Origin of the sequence: Reyranella massiliensis 521, assembly GCF_000312425.1 — a bacterium.
In the GTDB taxonomy this organism is placed as follows: domain Bacteria; phylum Pseudomonadota; class Alphaproteobacteria; order Reyranellales; family Reyranellaceae; genus Reyranella; species Reyranella massiliensis.
Map to the genome: position 1 here is coordinate 2,146,260 of NZ_HE997181.1, position 17,608 is coordinate 2,163,867.

The window sequence follows — 17,608 nt, forward strand, 5'->3', positions numbered from 1 at the left end:
TCGAGCATGCGGCGCGCGATGACTTTGCGCACCGACGTGTGCGGCACGCGACTGTCGCCGGGCGCCACGAAGACCGGCTGACCGGCGGATGGCGTCGGCGCTGAAGTTGGCCGAGGCGCGGGTGCAACCGCTGGAGCAGCCCCCGGCTTGGCGTTCTCGACGTCGGCCTTGACGATGCGGCCGTTCGGGCCGGAGCCCTTGATGCCCGCGAGATTGAGGCCCTTCTCCGCGGCGATGCGCTTGGCCAGCGGCGAGGCGAAGATGCGGGCACCACCGCTAGATGCAGCAGGAGCTGCAGCCGATGCTGGCGCGGCAGCAGAAGCTGCTGCTGGGGCGGGAGCAGCGAGTTTGGTGGCCGGAGCCTGGGCTGCCGGAGCCGGCGCAGCAGCAGGTGCCGCCGCGGGCGCCGCACCCTTAGCGACTTCCGTTTCGCCTTCCTCCAGCAGGATGGCGATGACGGCATTCACCTTCACGCCTTCAGTGCCTTCGGCGATGACGATCTGGCCGACCTTGCCTTCGTCGACCGCCTCGACTTCCATGGTCGCCTTGTCGGTCTCGATCTCGCAGATCACTTGACCGGACTTGACCTCATCGCCCACCTTCACATGCCACTTGGCGAGCTTGCCTTCGGTCATGGTCGGCGACAGGGCTGGCATCAGGATGTTGATGGACATGCCTGCTCTCCCCGGCGTCAGCGATTGCAGACCGCGCGGGCGGCCTCGACGATATTGTCGGATTGGGGCAACGCCATTCTCTCGAGGTTAGCCGCATAAGGCAGCGGCACGTCGAGGCCGGTCACGCGCTTCACCGGCGCGTCGAGCCAGTCGAAGGCATGCTCCATCATCAGCGCCGCCAGCTCCGAGCCGATGCCGGCAAACGCCCAGCCTTCCTCGACCGACACCAGGCGGTTGGTCTTCTTCACCGAATTGACGATGGTCTCGGTGTCGAACGGGCGCAGGCTGCGGAGGTTGATCACCTCGGCCTCGATGCCGTGCTTGGCCAGTTCGTCGGCCGCCTGCAGCGCCTTGCCGACCATGATCGAGAAGGCCGTTATCGTGACGTCATTGCCCGGGCGTTCGATCTTGGCCTTGCCGATCGGCAGGACGAAGTCGGGATCCTCCGGCACGTCGAACGACTGTCCGTAGAGCAGCTCGTTCTCCAGGAAGATCACCGGATTGGGATCGCGTATGGCGGCCTTAAGCAGCCCTTTGGCGTCCGCCGCGTTCCATGGCGCCAGGACCTTCAGGCCCGGCACATGGGCGTACCAGCTCGCATAGCATTGCGAATGCTGCGCGGCGACGCGCGAAGCGGCACCATTGGGGCCGCGGAACACGATCGGGCAGGTCATCTGGCCACCCGACATGTAATGCGTCTTGGCTGCCGAGTTGATGATCTGGTCCATCGCCTGCATGGCGAAGTTGAAGGTCATGAACTCGACGATGGGCTTCAATCCACCGAATGCAGCGCCGACACCGAGGCCCGCGAAACCATGCTCGGTGATCGGCGTGTCGATCACGCGCTTTTCGCCGAACTCCTCCAGCAAGCCCTGGCTCACCTTGTAGGCGCCCTGATACTGCGCAACCTCTTCGCCCATCAGGAAGACGGACTTGTCGCTGCGCATCTCCTCGGCCATCGCGTCGCGCAGCGCTTCGCGCACAGTCACATGCGCGGTCTTGCCCTTCCACTCCGGCTCGGCGGCCGGTGCGGCGACAGCAGGAGCAGCCGGCGCCGTCGCACTTGCGGTTGCTGATGCAGGCGCCGGTGCTTCGGCCTTGGCAGCAGTGGCAGGCGCTGCCGCCGGTGCTGCCTGAGCTGCATCGGCAACATTCTCGCCATCGGCTGCAAGCAGGCAGATCGGCGTATTGACCGCGACGCCCTCGGCGCCCTCCTCGACCAGGATCTTGGCAACCGTTCCTTCGTCGACCGCCTCGACTTCCATTGTCGCCTTGTCGGTCTCGATCTCGCAGATCACCTGACCGGACTTCACGGCATCGCCCACTTTGACGTGCCACTTCGCAAGCTTGCCCTCGGTCATGGTCGGCGACAGGGCAGGCATCAGAACCTGAATGGACATGGGATCAGGCTCCAACCAGTACGTCGGTCCACAGCTCGGCCGGATCGGGCTCGGGGCTGTGCTGGGCGAATTCGGCTGCGTCGTTCACGATCTTTCGGATCTCCGTATCGACCGCCTTGAGCGCGGCTTCGTCGGCCATCTTGCCGTCGATCAGGCGCTTGCGGACATGCTCGATCGGATCGCGCTCGTTGCGATACTTGTCGACCTCTTCCTTTGTCCGGTATTTGGCGGGGTCGCTCATCGAATGGCCGCGATAGCGATAGGTCTGCATCTCGAGGATGTAAGGCCCCTTCCCGCTACGCGCGTACTCCATGGCTCGCTCGCCCGCCGCCCGCACCGCCAGGACGTCCATGCCGTCGACCTGCTCCCCCGGAATGCCGAACGCCTCGCCATGGCGATAGAGCTCGGTGATCGCCGAGGCGCGCTCGACTGAAGTGCCCATGCCGTAGCGGTTGTTCTCGATGATGTAGACGACCGGCAGCTTCCAGAGCGCGGCCATGTTCATCGCCTCGTAGACCTGCCCCTGGTTGGCGCTGCCATCGCCGAAATAGGTCAGGGAGACGTTCTTGTTGCCGTTGTACTTGTGGGCGAAGGCCAGGCCCGTGCCGATCGGCACCTGGGCGCCGACGATGCCGTGGCCGCCGTAGAAGTTCTTCTCGCGGCTGAACATGTGCATGGAGCCGCCCTTGCCCTTGGAATAGCCGCCGCTACGCCCCGTCAGCTCGGCCATGACGCCCTTGGGATCCATGCCACAGGCCAGCATGTGTCCATGGTCGCGGTAGGAGGTGATGACGGCATCGCCCTCGTGGACGTTGGCCTGAATGCCGGTGACGACGGCTTCCTGGCCGATATAGAGATGGCAGAAGCCACCAATGAGACCCATGCCGTAAAGCTGACCGGCCCGCTCTTCGAAGCGGCGGATCAGCAGCATCTCTCTGTAGTATGACTTGAGTTCGTCGGCCGTCGCGCTGTTGTCGCCCGGCCCCGATGACTTGGAGGGCGGCTTCCCTTTCTCCGGAAGCGATTCGACTTTCGGCTTCGTGGCCGGCTTCGCCATAATACCCCCCTCGTGAGCCCATCCGGTTTATAGCATCGCTTATGGCGATGTAGTTGATCTAGCAGGAAAAAACAGAGACGCGCTGAGTGCGCCGCAGCAATTGAGCGAATGTTTGCCAACAGCGGAGTCGCCTGGACAGTTTCTTTCGGAGGGCCGCGCAGCGAACGCTGATCGCTGCGTCATCAACGCGTCGGCGTGAAGACGATCAGGTCGTCCTTGCGCGCGAAGTTGAGCAGCACGCGTGCGCGCTCGTCGAGCATGTCGGGATCGAGGCTCTGGTTGCGCAGTGCCGACACGCGACGCTCCCAGATCTTCCTCGTCGTCTCCGCTTCCGCGAGATTCTGTTCGGCAATGAGAACTTCGCGCTGCAGATGGGCCATGGCCAGCAGACCGCGATCGCCATTCACCAAATGATATCCGAAATAGCCGAATACCGTGGCGAAGATAACGGGAGCCAGAATCTGACGCGGTCTCAACAACATATGCGGCGTTCCTGACCCCATATGGCAATATATGGTGTCAGGAAGTCAAGGAATTTCGTTCCCTCAAGGGGTGCTGGCCTCAGACAGAGCGATGCGGATCCTGCGATTGTGGCGACCCTTGTTGTCGATCTTGAGAATGCGGACCGTTGGCGATTCCCCCGTCGAGGCGAGATGCGTGCCGCCACAAGCCTGACGGTCGAGGCCGGCAATCTCGACGATGCGGATCTTGCCATCCGGCGTCGGTGGCGGCGCCACCGAACGGCTGCGGATCAGGCCGTGCTCGGCATGAGCTTCGTGCATTGGCACATAGGCGGTCGATACGGCGATGTCCTGGCGAATGAGATCGTTCATCGGGCCTTCGAGTGCGCGCAGGCGTTCGTTGTCAGCTCCCTGCAAGTCGAAATCCATGCGCGCCGTGCCGTCTTCGGCCATCTGCACGCCCGTCACCAGCGCGCCATCAAACTGCTGGAAGACCAGCGCGTTCAACACATGTGTGCCGGTGTGAAGCTGGCGCATCATGCGGCGGAAGCCTGCGTCGACGGCCGCTTCAATGGCGCCCGAGATCTCAGCCTGCGTGTCGAGCAATAGCCAGACCTTGCCGGCGGAGAGCTCGAAGCCAGTTACCTTGGCCTCACCACCACTCCAGCGGACAGTACCGCGGTCGGCAAGCTGCCCGCCGCCGCCGGGGTAGAAAGGCGACTGCGCCAGCGCGACCTTGCCTGGCCGTGCATCGGTAACGGCGGTCTCGACGACGAGGGTATCGGGGTGTTCGTGGCAAAAGAGGTGCATCGCCGCGGACTACACGACAGCGGTACAACGGTATTGGTGAAAATTGACGTCAGGCGGCCGCCCGGGCGAACTGAAGGGGCGTAATGCCGTAGCAGCGCTTGAAGTGCCGGCTGAGCGCACTCTGGTCGTAGAAGCCGACATCCGTTGCCACATCGGCAATGGCCTTGGAATGCCGCAGGCGCCGGCAGGCCATGCCGAGCCGGACCTGGGTCAGGTAGGCATGCGGGGTGAGGCCGACCGTACGCCGAAACAGCCCAATGAGCTGGAACGTCGTCAGGCCGACCTCGGCTGCCAACTCTTCCAGTCGAAGATCGCTCGCATAGTCGGCGCGCATACGTTCCGTAACCCTGTCGAGCAGCGCTTGGTCCCGTGGCCCCGGTTCGATCCGGCCGCTGCCACTGCCATGGCGCAGAAACAGCCGGCCGAACGTGCCGACCAGAAGCTCGCGTTCGCGGAAGACATCACGCCCCTGTTCGATGGCCCGGTGCATGGCCAGGAAACCATCGATCAAATCGGGATCGCCGAACATGTTGCGCGTGAAGTACGGCACAGCCTCGATACCAAGCTCGTGTGCCACCTGATCGAGCGCCGCACGCGTAAGATAGAGCGAACGGTATCGCCAACGCTCGCTCCAGCCCATCCAGCCAGCATGAGGCTCGGCCGGGTTGAAGACGAATAGAGTCGAGGCATGCGCCTCCGTCACTTCACCGCGGCTCTTGACGATCGAACCGCCCTGCTCGGTTACGGCGACGACCAAGGCATCATGCGTGTGCGGTGGGTATTCGTGCGTGGTGAAGTCGGCGTGCAGCAAGGAGAGGCCGGCAAGGTGCCGGTCCCACCAGTACTGGGTCGAGTTCCTGGGGTCGATCCGAGCCACGCGAAAGGATATCGAGCTCGGCAGTTTCAGCCAATACCTTGCGAGGTTGCGTCCGGCACTTCTCTTAGAGGTGCCGAACGCCGGGAGACCTCAGTGGCCCCGCAGGATCGACGTGCCGGCGTAGCGCGCCTGCGTGCCGAGCTGCTCTTCGATGCGCAGGAGCTGGTTGTACTTGGCCAGGCGATCCGAGCGGGACAGCGAGCCGGTCTTGATCTGGCCGCAGTTGGTCGCAACGGCGAGGTCAGCGATCGTGGCGTCCTCGGTCTCGCCCGAGCGATGGGACATCACCGCGCCGTAGCTTGCATTCCGCGCCATCGAGACGGCTTCCATGGTCTCGGTCAGGGTGCCGATCTGGTTCACCTTGACCAGGATCGCGTTGGCGAGCCCGTCCTTGATGCCCTGAGCCAGGCGCTTCGGGTTGGTGACAAAGAGGTCGTCGCCCACGAGCTGGACCTTCTTGCCGAGCTTGTCGGTGATCGCCTTCCAGCCCTTCATGTCGTCTTCGGCCATGCCGTCTTCGATCGACACGATCGGGTAGCGCTTCACGAGATCGGCGTAGTAGTCGACCATGCCGGCGGCATCGAACGACTTGCCCTCGCCTTCCATCTCGTACTTGCCCTTCTTGAAGAACTCGGTCGACGCCGGGTCGAGGGCCAGGACGATATCCTCGCCGGGCTTGTAACCGGCCTTCTCGATCGCCTTCATGACGAAGCTCAGCGCCTCGTCGGCCGTGGCGAGGTTCGGTGCGAAGCCGCCCTCGTCGCCCACGTTGGTGTTGTGGCCTGCGTCCTTGAGCTGGCTACGCAGTGCGTGGAAGACTTCGGCGCCCATGCGCAGGGCGTCGGCGAAGCGCTCGGCCTTCACCGGCATGATCATGAATTCCTGGATGTCGATCGGGTTATCCGCGTGTGCACCACCGTTGATGATGTTCATCAGCGGAACCGGCAGAACCGAAGCCTGGCTGCCGCCGACATAGCGGTAGAGCGGCAGGCCGCTGTCCATTGCCGCCGCCTTGGCGACCGCCAGCGATGCACCGAGGATCGCATTGGCGCCGAGGCGGCCTTTGTTCGGCGTGCCGTCGAGTTCGATCAGCGCCCGGTCGATCTTGATCTGCTCCAGCGCATCGAGCCCGGAGAGCAGATCCATGATCTCGCCGTTTACGGCGGCGACTGCCTTGAGCACGCCCTTGCCGCCATAGCGCTTCTTGTCGCCATCGCGAAGCTCGACGGCTTCATGCGCGCCGGTCGAGGCACCGGACGGCACCGCCGCACGGCCGATCGCGCCGCTGTCGAGTTCGACTTCCACTTCGACCGTCGGATTGCCACGGCTGTCGAGGATTTCGCGACCGCGGACTTCAGCTATGGCGCTCATGAAGAAACTCCAGTTTGGGGCGCGATTTCTCTAGCCGCGCGATGGGCTGTGAGCAAGTGACGGTATGGCGCGTACTGCGAGGGCCTACGTCAAAAAGGCGCGTAGATGCACGCCCCAGGCGCTGCGCAAAGCCAAGGCCGACGCCTTGGTGCATGGTTGGCCGATAAACCGGCGGCGCAGGGCAGTTTCAGCCCGCTCGGCGTGTTTCCAGTAGTGAACGAATAGTAGCTCCGGGGTCGCCGGCCAGACGATAGACGCCAGCTAACGCCAGGCGCTCTTCAGGGTCTGATCGACCTTCCACTTCTCGACTGCGGCGATGTCGTCACAGGAGAAGGTCTGGGCATTCTTGCGTGGGCTGCCTTCGATCCAGGCGAACATCAGGCACTGGTTGTACGTATTCGCGCCCTGCGTGGTTTCAAACTTGATCTCGGCCGTAGTGGCGGCGCCGGCCTTGGCATCGCCGTAGTCGTCGATCACGGGTGAGATCGCTCCGAAGCTCCGGCCCGCTGCCTTGTTGTCGGCATACCATTTGGCGAAGGCCGCGAACTGATCGCCCGCCACGCCCTTTCCGTCGGCTGCAACATAGGCCTTGAGGTCGGCGATCAGCGCCTGCGCGGCGGCATTCGCCTTGGGCTCGGCGGCCTTGCGGCGCTCTGCCAGCCTCGCCTGCAGCGCTTTGAGTTGATCGGCATTGGACGGCTGTGTCGTCGGCGTGCTCGCCGCAGCTTGAGCTGGCGGTTCGATCCGCCGGATCGGCGCGCGCGCGGCCTCGGCATTCAACTGTGCAGCTTCGGGGGGCGTCAGCTTGCCGACGGCAGCCGTTCCGCGGCCCTTCTGCCAATCCGCGATAGCCTTGACGGTCGCCTCCGACTGCAGATTGCCGTCGATCGGCCCGTTATACTTGTCGAGGGTACGAAGCGATTCCTGGATCTTCTTTCGATCCGCCTCCGAACCGTTGAGCACGGTTGCATAGTCGGGCGCAGGCGCTTGGCGCGTCGCGACGGGAGGAGCCGGCGTGTGGACAGGCGCCGGTGCCGCGCCGCCCCCGCCTGAGGCACAGGCGGCCGGATTCTGGAAGCAGCGCTCTACTTCGCCGGCGCTCTGCGCCAGGGCCGCTCCCGGGCCCAGGAGTGCCAAGGTCAACAGCAGCGCTGGCGTACGCATTTCAGATGGCGCCATAGGTGTTGGTCGCAAGCTGCGCCGGCAAGCCAATCACCATCACGACAGGCTGCCCGCGCGCGGTCTGCCCACGGGCAATGATGTGGTCGTTGGGGGCTCCGGTCTTGCTTTCATAGGATCCCCGGCCGCCGAACTTGCCGCCGAAGCAGGACAGGGAGAATTGCCCGTTCCCCGGCCCTTCGTTGGTCATGGTGCCGTTGCAGACCTGCTCGCCCCTGGGATTCTCGACGGTGAAGGTAACCGAGCGGTCACGTCCAATTAGAGCGCCGTAACGAGCGACACCGCTCAGGCGGGCCATGTTCCCGCGATCATCGCGATAGAAGATCGACACCGGCCCGTAGGCATCGTCCGGCAGCATTTGCCGGGGCACGGCATAGCTCTCGTTGCTGAGCACGACCTGGCAACGACAGTCGATCGTGTAGTTCTCCCCGAGCGGCCCAAGTTCGGCGAGCCGCCGGTTGCAGCTGGAAAGCGCCGTCTCCTGTACCTCGCGCGGGCTCATCTGACCGCGCGTGTAGGCGTCGGCATAGAGGAAGGCGCATTGCTTCGGCATCGGGATCGCAACGACCTTGGTGCTGGCGTTGCTGGTTTCGGAGCGTTCCCAATAGCGATCGGCCATCTCGGGAAAGCGCAGGAAGAGCGGATCGCGCCGCTCCGCCTTGCCATACGACTGTGCCCCGGCGCTTGCGCCGAGGCAGACGATGCCAATCAGGGCAAAAACAATTGTGCGGATCATGACAGCTCGATTCTGCCGAGAAACATGACCGAAATACGACCCGGCGACCACTGTCGCCCTGCTTTCGCTCGCCGACTAGAACAGGCGGCTCTGCGTCTTGGCTGCGCCGATGAACGAAGTAAACAGCGGATGCGGCGCGAACGGCCTCGACTTTAGTTCTGGATGGTACTGGACGCCGATGAACCAGGGATGGTCCGGGATCTCGACGATCTCGGGCAGGATGCCGTCGGGCGACATGCCCGAGAAGCGCAGCCCCACTTGCTCCAGCCGGTCCTTGTAGTTGACGTTGACCTCATAGCGATGGCGGTGCCGCTCGCTGATCACGTCCTGTCCGTAAATTTCATGTACTCTGGTGCCGGGCCGCAGGTGAGCTGGATAGGCGCCGAGCCGCATGGTCCCGCCGAGATCGCCATCGGCCTCGCGCTTCTCGACCTGATTGCCCCTAGTCCATTCCGTCATCAGCCCGACAACGGGATTCTTGCAGGGGCCGAACTCGCTCGATGAGGCGTCCTCGATGCCGAGCAGATTGCGGGCTGCTTCGATCACGGCCATCTGCATGCCGAAACAGATTCCGAAGAACGGGACATCGTGCTCGCGGGCGAACTTCACCGCGTGGATCTTGCCTTCCGTGCCGCGCTCGCCGAAGCCACCGGGCACCAGAATGCCGTGGACGTGCTCGAGGCGGGCGACCGCATCGTCACGCTCGAATATCTCCGAATCCATCCACTCAAGGCCAACCTTCACGTTGTTGGCGAAGCCGCCATGGGTCAGCGCCTCGGAGAGCGACTTGTAGGCGTCGAGCAGCACCGTGTACTTCCCGACCACGGCTATCGTTACCTTGCCCTCGGGTTCGCGGACGGACCGCACCACGCCGCGCCAGCGGTCGAGATTCGGTTCGGCATCCGCCGGGAGGCCGAAGTAACGGCAGACCTCGGCATCGAAGCCCTGCTCATGATAGGCGATGGGCACGTTGTAGATCGTGTCGACGTCGCGCGCCTCGATGACCCGTTCCGGCCTTACATTGCAGAACAGTGCGATCTTGCGGCGCTCGTTGGCCGGGATTTCCTTGTCGCCGCTGCGGCAGACCAACAGGTCGGGCTGGATACCGACGCTCAACAGCTCCTTGACGGAATGCTGGGTGGGCTTGGTCTTGAGTTCGCCCGCCGTCGGCACCCAGGGCAGCAGCGTGAGATGCACGAACATCGTGCGCTCACGGCCGAGTTCGTTGGCGATCTGGCGGATGGCCTCTAGGAAAGGCGTGCTCTCGATATCGCCCACCGTGCCCCCCACCTCGACCAGGACGAAATCCTCCTTGTCGGTGTCGGTGAGCACGAATTCCTTGATGGCGTCGGTGACGTGCGGGATGACCTGCACGGTCGCGCCGAGATATTCCCCGCGCCGCTCCTTGGCGATCACGGTCGCGTAGATGCGGCCGGTGGTGATGTTGTCACTCTGGCGCGCATCGACGCCGGTGAAGCGTTCGTAGTGGCCGAGGTCCAGGTCGGTTTCCGCCCCGTCGTCGGTCACGAAGACCTCGCCGTGCTGATAGGGACTCATCGTCCCCGGATCGACGTTGAGATAAGGGTCGAGCTTGCGAAGCCGGACCCGGTACCCACGAGCTTGCAGCAGGGCGCCCAGCGCCGCCGATGAAAGCCCTTTACCAAGCGAGGACACCACGCCGCCCGTTATGAAAATAAAGCGCGTCATGGGCTTACAGCATACTAAACGTTGTGGGGTGCAGCCATGGGGATATCGTCTCGCCGGAGGTGCTTCGGCGAGGCAAACGGATGCGTTGCATCGAAGTTCCTAGCGGGTGGGAGCGGCGGGTTGCCCCGGCGCGGCCGGAGCCCCTGGCGACGGCGCTGCAGGTGCGGTACCGCCCGGAGCAGCAGGCGCTGCCGGAACGCCTACCGGCGCACGATCCATGATGGATTTCGAGCCGCGCGTCGGATCGGTCAGGCTCCACGCCATCAGCAGACTGAGAAACAGGAATATGCTGGCGAGGATCGCGGTCGCCCGCGACAGCACGTTGGCCTGACCGCGTACCGAAAACAGCGCGTCCGTGCGGCCCATGCCAAGGCCACCGCCTTCGCTGCGCTGAAGCAGGATCACGACGATCATCGCGGCCGTCACGCCGACATGGATGACGAGCAGCACGAGCCGCCATTCGTGAAGAAAGTGTCTTACGGCGTCCATTTTTGTCCAGCGCTAGAAGGATATCTCCGCAAGCGGGCGCTTCTAGCCCCTTTAGACGGCCTTGGCGATAGCCAAAAATTCCGCAGCATTCAGGCTGGCTCCGCCGACCAGGGCTCCGTCGACGTCACCCGCCGTCAGAAGCTCGGCAGCATTGCTGCCCTTGACCGAGCCGCCGTAGAGCAAGCGAACGCCCTCGGCGTCGCTCATCAGGCCGCCCAGCACCTTGCGAATATGCGCGTGGGCTGCGGCCACTTCGGCAATGGTAGGCGTCTTGCCGGTGCCAATGGCCCAGACCGGCTCGTAGGCAACGACGAGCTTCGCCGCGGCCGAACCTGCAGGTACGCTACCTTTCAGCTGGGTTTCGAGGACAGCGAGGGTCTTGCCGCCCTCGCGCTCGGCCAGGGTCTCGCCGATGCAGACAATCGGCGTCAGACCGGCGCGCCACGCCGCTTCGGCCTTGGCACGCACGATGGCATCGGTCTCGCCGCAGTCGCTGCGGCGCTCGGAGTGACCCACGATCACGTGGCTGGCGCCGGCGTCTTTCAACATTTCGGCCGAGATGTCGCCGGTATGGGCACCGCTCGCCTTGGCGTGGCAATTTTGGCCGCCGACCATCAGGCCGCTACCCTTGACTGCTCCGGCTACGGCCATCACCAGCGTCGCCGGCGGGCAGACGAGTAGTTCGCGGTCCGTCCAGCCGGCTTGGCTCACGCCGGCCGCGACATCCTTCGCAAGCGCCAAGGCATCGCTGGTGAGACCGTTCATCTTCCAGTTGCCCGCGATCAGCGGCCGCCTTGTACGCGCCATGATGTTCCCCGTTAATTCGCCCGTGAACTCGTTCGTCGGCGTGTCTAGCGGCGACGGAGTTTGCGGTAAAGGCCGCTCGGTTGCCTGTCAGGGGGGCCAGTGGTAGGCATGGCGCCCCGCGCGGACCCCCTTTCACACCCCCAGCCGAGCCGTGAACAAGTTCACCAAATTCGCCCGCTTCGTCGTTCTGTTCCTGCTTTCGAGCATGCTGATCATCGCCTTTGCCTTCTGGGGGATCGGCGACATGATCCGCAGCGGTGGCCGCAGCGCCGAGGTGGCGCATGTCGGCGGCTATCACCTGCCGGTCTACGGCTGGGTAGGCGGTGCCTCCGTATCCGGCGCCGAGGTCCGCGAGCAATACAATCGGCAGCTCGAGGCGTTCGAGCGCCAGTACAAGCGTCGCCCCACCACGGAAGAAGCCATGGGCATGGGCCTGCATGTCAGCGCCCTCGAGGACGTTATCCAGAGAACGGTGCTCGACTACGCCATCCGCGAATTCGGCCTGACCGCCAGCGAGGCGCAGGTCGCCGCCGCCATCGCCCGCAACCCTGCCTTCCAGGGTGCCGGCGGCTCGTTCGATCCCCTGCTCTACAGGAACCGCCTGCAGCAGGCGCGGATCAGCATCCCGCAATTCGAGAACGACATGCGCCGCGAGATCGCGGCCGCCCAGCTTTTCGGCATCGTCCAGCCCAAGGGTCTCGCGCCCAATACACTGCGCGACGACATCTTCCGGCTCGACAGCGAGAAGCGGGTCGCCGAGACGATCTATGTTCCCGACGCGATCGTGGTCGACGTGCCCAAGCCGACGCCCGAGCAGCTCAACACCTACTTCGAGGCCAACAAGGGCAAATTCCAGATCCCCGAGTTCCGCGCTTTCTCCTACGTCATGCTCACCGTCGACGACGTCCAGAGCCAGGTCGCCGTTACGGCCGACGCCGTGAAGCAGGAGTACGAAGCGCGCGCTGCCGAGTTCGGCACGCCGGAGAAGCGCGACGTCGATCAGGCGATGACCGACAGCGAAGACAAGGCCAAAGCCATCATCGCCGCCGTGAAGGCCGGCAAGTCGCTTGAGGACGCGGCCAAGGAAGTCACCGGCAATGCCGACGGCGTGATCAAGCTCGGCCCCGTAACGAAGAAGGATTTGCCGCCCGGCGCCTTGGCCGACGGCATCTTCGGTCTGCCCGACGGTATCGCTGCGGCGCCGCTGCAGTCACCGCTCGGCTGGCACGTCATCCGCATCAACAAGATCGAACCCGGCAAGTCTGTGCCGTTCGAAGAAGTGAAGGACAAGCTCGAGAAGGAGCTGAAGGCCCAGCAGGCCCCCGATCTCCTCATCAAGCTCGTCACCGATTTCGAACGCGTGCTGAGCAAGACCCAATCGATGAAGGCAGCCGCCGAGGATCTCGGCCTCAAGATCCGCACCTACGAGAGTGTCAGCTCGAGCGGCCAGGATGCTGCCGGCAAGCAGATCGTCATCGGCCCGGCAGCGGCGGAGCTGGTGCAGGCGGCTTTCGCCACCCGCGAAAGCGCGGAGAGCGAGCTTCTCGAGACGCCGCGCGGCGAATACTTCGTCGTACATACCGACCGGATCACCCCGGCGCGCACGCCCACTCTGAACGAGGTCGAGGCCAAGGTCGTCGACGCCTGGCAGGCCGACGAGCGGCGCAAGCTCGCCGACGAGAAGGTCAAGGCCGCCGTCGAGAAGGCCAACGCCGGAACCGACTTCCCCACGCTCGCCAAGGAGCTGGGGCTGGAGTCCCGCATCGCCAAGCCGGTGACGCGCTTCGAGAACGATACCGGCAACTACCTCAACCAGGCCGCCGTACAGGAACTCTTCAAGCTGGCCCTGGACAAGACGCAGTCGGTGCGGGCCGCCGAGGGCAGCGTGCTGGTTCGCCTGAAGCAGATCGATGCCCCTGACCTCGCCAAGGAGAAGGAAGCTCTGGAGCGCTACGGCAAGCAGCTCGACACAATGATCGCCAACGATCTCATCCTGCAGCTCGTGACGGCGCTGCGTGCCAAGTACGGCGTGACGGTCGATCAGGCCACCTTCGCAACGCTCTTCCAGCAGCAGCAATAGGCCTCTTCCCATGTCGATTTCGCCCGACTTCGGCGCCTTTGAGGCCGTCTACGCAGCTGGCAAGCCGCAGGTCGTTTCGACCAAGCTCGTCGCCGATCTCGAAACACCCGTCTCGGCCTACCTGAAGCTGGCAGACGGCCGCGCCAACTCCTTCCTGCTGGAATCGGTCGAAGGTGGATCGGTGCGCGGACGCTACTCGATCATCGGCATGAAGCCCGATGTCGTGTGGCGCTGCATCAAGGGTCAGGCGGAAATCAACCGCCACGCCCGCACCGACGCCCACGCCTTCGAAAAACTCGACGGCCGGCCGCTCGAAACCCTTCGCGTGCTGATCCGCGAGTGTCAGATGGAGCTGCCGCCCGGCCTGCCGCCCATGGCATCGGGCCTGTTCGGCTTCCTGGGCTATGACATGGTCCGCGACATGGAGCGGCTGCCCGATACCAATCCGGATCCGATCGGCCTGCCCGACGCGATCATGGTTCGGCCGACCATGATCTGCATCTTCGACCGCCTCGAAGACAACGTGACCCTGGTCACGCCGGCCTGGCCTCAGGCGGGCGTCTCCGCGCGGGCGGCCTACGAGGCAGCGCAGGAACGGCTGGGCGACGCTGTCGCCGATTTCGAGCGCACGCTTCCCTTCCGTCGCGAAAGCGCCGAGGACCTCGACGCCCTGCCCGAGCCGCAGGCGAATATGTCGAAGGACGATTTCAAGAAAATGGTCGAGACCTGCAAGGAGTACATCCGCGCCGGTGACGCCTTCCAGATCGTCCCGTCGCAACGCTTCTCGGTGCCGTTCGCCCTGCCACCTCTGTCGCTCTACCGGGCACTCCGCCGCATCAATCCGTCGCCGTTCCTGATCTTCTTCGACTATGGCGACTTCACGATCGTGGGTTCCAGCCCCGAGATTCTCGTGCGGTTGCGAGACGACACCGTCACCATTCGTCCGCTGGCCGGCACCATCCGGCGCGGAGCGACGCCGGAGGAAGACAAACAGCTGGCCGACAAGCTGCTGGCCGACCCCAAGGAGCACGCCGAGCATCTGATGCTGCTCGACCTGGCGCGCAACGATGTCGGCCGTGTCGCCAAGATCGGTTCGGTGCGTGTGGTCGAGCAGTTCACCATCGAAAAATACAGCCATCTCCAGCACATCTCGAGCCACGTCGAAGGCACGCTGGAAGACGGGCTGGACGCGATCGACGCCCTGAAGGCAGGCTTCCCCGCCGGCACACTCTCGGGGGCGCCCAAGGTCCGCGCCATGGAGATCATCGACGAGGTCGAGCCGGTGCGCCGCGGCATCTATGCCGGCTGTGCCGGCTATTTCGCGGCCAACGGCTCGATGGATACCTGCATCATGCTGCGCACCGGCCTGGTGAAGGACAACACCCTGTACGTACAGGCCGGCGTCGGTGTGGTGGCCGATTCCGATCTCGAGGCCGAGTATCAGGAGAGCGTGCTCAAGGCCAAAGCTCTGGTTCGCGCCGCGGAAGAAGCCGTGCGCTTCGCCAGTGCCGGTCAGTGGAGCGCGGGCAACACGCGTCGTTGAGACGAGCCGTCGAGACGGGCTAGGCTCCTCCGTAACGGAGGAGACCCCCATGTCCGATTGGCAGAAGAGATACCAGCGCCTGCTGTTCGACCGCCCGCATCCCAAGGTGCTGCGCGTCACGATGAACCGGCCGGATAAATACAACGCCACGGACGCGGTCATGCACCGCGAGCTGGTCGATGTGTGGCGCGACATCGACGGCGACGACACGGTCAACTGCGTCATCATCCAGGGCGCGGGCGGCAAGGTGTTCTCGGCCGGCGGCGACTTCGACATCATCGAAAAGAACATCACCGATTACAACGCGCTGCTCCGCACATGGAAGGAGGCGCGCGACATCGTCTACAACGTCATCAACTGCTCCAAGCCTATCGTCAGCACGATGCGCGGCCCCGCTGTCGGCGCAGGTCTTGTCGCCGGTATCCTCGCCGACGTGTCGATCGCGTCGAAGAAGGCCAAGATCATCGACGGGCACACACGGCTGGGCGTCGCCGCCGGCGACCATGCCTGTATCGTCTGGCCACTGCTCTGCGGCATGGCCAAGGCGAAATACTATCTGCTGCTGTGCGAGGCGGTCGACGGTGAAGAAGCCGAGCGTATCGGGCTCGTCTCGCTTTGCGTCGAAGACGATCAGCTCGAAGCCAAGGGCCTCGAAGTCGCGACCAAGCTTGCCGAGGGCGCACAGACTTCCATCCGCTTCACCAAGTACGCGCTAAACAACTGGCTGCGCATGATGGGCCCGACCTTCGATACCTCGCTCGGACTCGAGATGCTGGGTTTCCTGGGCCCCGAGGTGAAGGAAGGGCTCGCCTCGCATCTCGAGAAGCGCAAGCCCAAGTTCGATCCCTACTCGCCCCTCTGAGGAGCAGCCCATGCGCGGACTGAGCGGAAAGAGCGTCATCGTCACAGGTGGCGGCGGCGCGATCGGCAGCGCCATCTGCCGTCGCTTCGCTTCCTACGGGGCGAAGGTCGGCGTGTTCGACCGTAATCTCGACGGAGCGAACAAGGTCGCCGCCGAGATCGGGGGCTTTGCCTCCGGCGTCGACATCTCCGACTACGATGCCGTGGGCAGCGCCATCCTGCAGTTCGAGCGCGAGGTGGGCCCCACCGACATCCTCGTGAACAACGCCGGATGGGATCGGTTCGCCAACTTCGTCGATACGACGCCCGATCTATGGGATCAGCTCATCGCCATCAATCTGCGCGGGCCCCTCAACGTGAGCCACTTCGTGTTGAAGGGCATGGTGGCGCGCGGCAGCGGCCGCATCGTCAACATCGCCTCGGATGCCGGCCGTGTCGGCTCCTCGCAGGAGGCAGTCTATTCAGCCTGCAAGGGCGGCATCATCGCCTTCACCAAGACCGTGGCGCGCGAAGTGGCGCGCAAGGGCATTACGCTCAACGCCGTATGCCCCGGCCCAACGGACACGCCCCTGCTGGCAGCCGTCGCCGGCGACGACGAGCGTGGCCAAAAGGTGCGCGCCGCTCTGGTCGGCGCCATCCCCATGAAACGCGTCGGCCAGCCCGAGGATATTCCTGGCGCGGTGTGCTTCCTGGCCAGCGACGATGCCGCTTTCATCACCGGGCAGACGATCAGCGTGTCGGGCGGCTTGACCATGCACGGCTGACCATCGAAGAGTCGGATATGCCTGAATTCGAGTGGCTGGTCGCGGCCTTCCCCAACTTCGTGCGCTACGTCGTCGTGGGCTTTGGCCTGATCGGGCTGTTCCTGCTCATTTACACGCTGATCACCCCCTGGCGGGAATTCACACTGATTCGGGCAGGCAACTCGGCCGCCGCAACGGCACTGGTCGGCGCCTTGCTGGGTTTCTGCCTGCCGCTGGCCAACACCATCGCCCAGTCCATCAGTTTGACCGATGTCGTGCTGTGGGCACTGGTCGCGCTCGTCGTGCAGGTGATCGTGCATATCGGCATGCGCCTGATGCTCCCCCAGCTCAAGACGGCGATCGAGGCTAACCAGGCTTCGGCAGGCATCACAGCCGGCGGCTTTGCCGCCTGCTTCGGCCTGATCAACGCCGCCTGCCTCACGAGCTGAGGTCACCCATGCCGTCGCCCAATACCCCGCCCCCCAACTCCCGAATGTCACGAGGCGTAAAGCTCGTGCTGATGGGTGTCGCCGGCGCGGCACTCCTCTATTCCTGTGCGCCGGGCGTCGGCGCCGGCCTCGGTGCACTGCCCTACCTCTGGTTCCTGCCGAACCCGTTCTTCCGCGGGCCAGCCATCTCCGGACCGCAGACGCCGGGCAGCACGGCGACCACGACACGTCCCGGTGGCACTGCGACTTCGCCGGGCGCTACCACGCCCGACGCCCCCAAGGCGACGCCGGCCCCCAGCCAAAGCCAGCGCGGCGGTTTCGGGAGCACCGGATCGAGTAGCGGCTCGTCCAGTTCGAGTTAGAC

General features: G+C 64.4%; 18 protein-coding genes. 6 read left to right on the top strand and 12 right to left on the bottom strand.

Annotation, left to right across the window (positions count from 1 at the left end; genetic code table 11):
• From BN60_RS10600 to tpiA, 12 genes are all read right to left on the bottom strand, one after another.
• On the bottom strand, positions 1 to 674 hold a 674-nt coding region (locus tag BN60_RS10600; protein ID WP_020696018.1), incomplete at its 3' end, for a biotin/lipoyl-containing protein.
• A gap of 17 nt (positions 675 to 691) precedes the next feature.
• Complete coding sequence (locus tag BN60_RS10605) at positions 692 to 2,074, bottom strand: pyruvate dehydrogenase complex E1 component subunit beta (protein WP_020696019.1); 1,383 nt, start codon at positions 2,072 to 2,074, stop codon at positions 692 to 694.
• 4 nt (positions 2,075 to 2,078) lie between these two features.
• Positions 2,079 to 3,131, bottom strand: a complete 1,053-nt coding sequence (gene pdhA, locus BN60_RS10610) for a pyruvate dehydrogenase (acetyl-transferring) E1 component subunit alpha (RefSeq protein ID WP_020696020.1) — start codon at positions 3,129 to 3,131, stop codon at positions 2,079 to 2,081.
• A gap of 182 nt (positions 3,132 to 3,313) precedes the next feature.
• Positions 3,314 to 3,613: an FtsB family cell division protein gene (locus BN60_RS10615; protein ID WP_020696021.1), complete on the bottom strand. Its 300-nt coding sequence runs from the start codon at positions 3,611 to 3,613 to the stop codon at positions 3,314 to 3,316.
• A 63-nt stretch (positions 3,614 to 3,676) separates the two neighbouring features.
• Entirely contained in the window at positions 3,677 to 4,402 is a 726-nt protein-coding gene (locus tag BN60_RS10620) for an alanyl-tRNA editing protein (RefSeq protein ID WP_020696022.1), read from the bottom strand.
• 49 nt (positions 4,403 to 4,451) lie between these two features.
• Entirely contained in the window at positions 4,452 to 5,279 is an 828-nt protein-coding gene (locus tag BN60_RS10625) for a helix-turn-helix transcriptional regulator (protein ID WP_043283824.1), read from the bottom strand.
• A 90-nt stretch (positions 5,280 to 5,369) separates the two neighbouring features.
• On the bottom strand, positions 5,370 to 6,650 hold the full coding sequence (eno, locus tag BN60_RS10630; protein ID WP_020696024.1) for a phosphopyruvate hydratase: 1,281 nt from the start codon (positions 6,648 to 6,650) through the stop codon (positions 5,370 to 5,372).
• A 261-nt stretch (positions 6,651 to 6,911) separates the two neighbouring features.
• Positions 6,912 to 7,814, bottom strand: coding sequence for a peptidoglycan-binding domain-containing protein (locus tag BN60_RS10635; protein WP_020696025.1), 903 nt, complete (start codon positions 7,812 to 7,814; stop codon positions 6,912 to 6,914).
• 1 nt (position 7,815) lies between these two features.
• The gene (locus BN60_RS10640) at positions 7,816 to 8,565 is read right to left on the bottom strand and encodes a hypothetical protein (protein WP_020696026.1); all 750 of its coding nucleotides are present in this window, start codon (positions 8,563 to 8,565) and stop codon (positions 7,816 to 7,818) included.
• A gap of 75 nt (positions 8,566 to 8,640) precedes the next feature.
• Complete coding sequence (locus BN60_RS10645; protein WP_020696027.1) at positions 8,641 to 10,272, bottom strand: CTP synthase; 1,632 nt, start codon at positions 10,270 to 10,272, stop codon at positions 8,641 to 8,643.
• 99 nt (positions 10,273 to 10,371) lie between these two features.
• Positions 10,372 to 10,761, bottom strand: coding sequence for a preprotein translocase subunit SecG (gene secG / locus BN60_RS10650; RefSeq protein ID WP_020696028.1), 390 nt, complete (start codon positions 10,759 to 10,761; stop codon positions 10,372 to 10,374).
• Between the two features lie 51 nt (positions 10,762 to 10,812).
• Complete coding sequence (gene tpiA, locus BN60_RS10655) at positions 10,813 to 11,568, bottom strand: triose-phosphate isomerase (protein ID WP_020696029.1); 756 nt, start codon at positions 11,566 to 11,568, stop codon at positions 10,813 to 10,815.
• A 151-nt stretch (positions 11,569 to 11,719) separates the two neighbouring features.
• Here tpiA and BN60_RS10660 point away from each other — a divergent pair, with 151 nt between their 5' ends.
• Genes BN60_RS10660 through BN60_RS10685 form a run of 6 tightly spaced genes read left to right on the top strand, consistent with a single transcriptional unit; the run spans position 11,720 to position 17,606 of the window.
• Positions 11,720 to 13,648: a peptidylprolyl isomerase gene (locus tag BN60_RS10660; RefSeq protein ID WP_020696030.1), complete on the top strand. Its 1,929-nt coding sequence runs from the start codon at positions 11,720 to 11,722 to the stop codon at positions 13,646 to 13,648.
• A 10-nt stretch (positions 13,649 to 13,658) separates the two neighbouring features.
• Entirely contained in the window at positions 13,659 to 15,191 is a 1,533-nt protein-coding gene (gene trpE / locus BN60_RS10665) for an anthranilate synthase component I (RefSeq protein WP_020696031.1), read from the top strand.
• A 49-nt stretch (positions 15,192 to 15,240) separates the two neighbouring features.
• Positions 15,241 to 16,053, top strand: a complete 813-nt coding sequence (locus BN60_RS10670; protein ID WP_020696032.1) for an enoyl-CoA hydratase/isomerase family protein — start codon at positions 15,241 to 15,243, stop codon at positions 16,051 to 16,053.
• 10 nt (positions 16,054 to 16,063) lie between these two features.
• Positions 16,064 to 16,816, top strand: a complete 753-nt coding sequence (locus BN60_RS10675; protein ID WP_020696033.1) for an SDR family oxidoreductase — start codon at positions 16,064 to 16,066, stop codon at positions 16,814 to 16,816.
• A 17-nt stretch (positions 16,817 to 16,833) separates the two neighbouring features.
• Positions 16,834 to 17,244: a DUF350 domain-containing protein gene (locus BN60_RS10680; RefSeq protein WP_020696034.1), complete on the top strand. Its 411-nt coding sequence runs from the start codon at positions 16,834 to 16,836 to the stop codon at positions 17,242 to 17,244.
• Positions 17,245 to 17,288: 44 nt separating this feature from the next.
• Positions 17,289 to 17,606: a hypothetical protein gene (locus BN60_RS10685; RefSeq protein ID WP_177324799.1), complete on the top strand. Its 318-nt coding sequence runs from the start codon at positions 17,289 to 17,291 to the stop codon at positions 17,604 to 17,606.
• Positions 17,607 to 17,608: the final 2 nt, after the last annotated feature.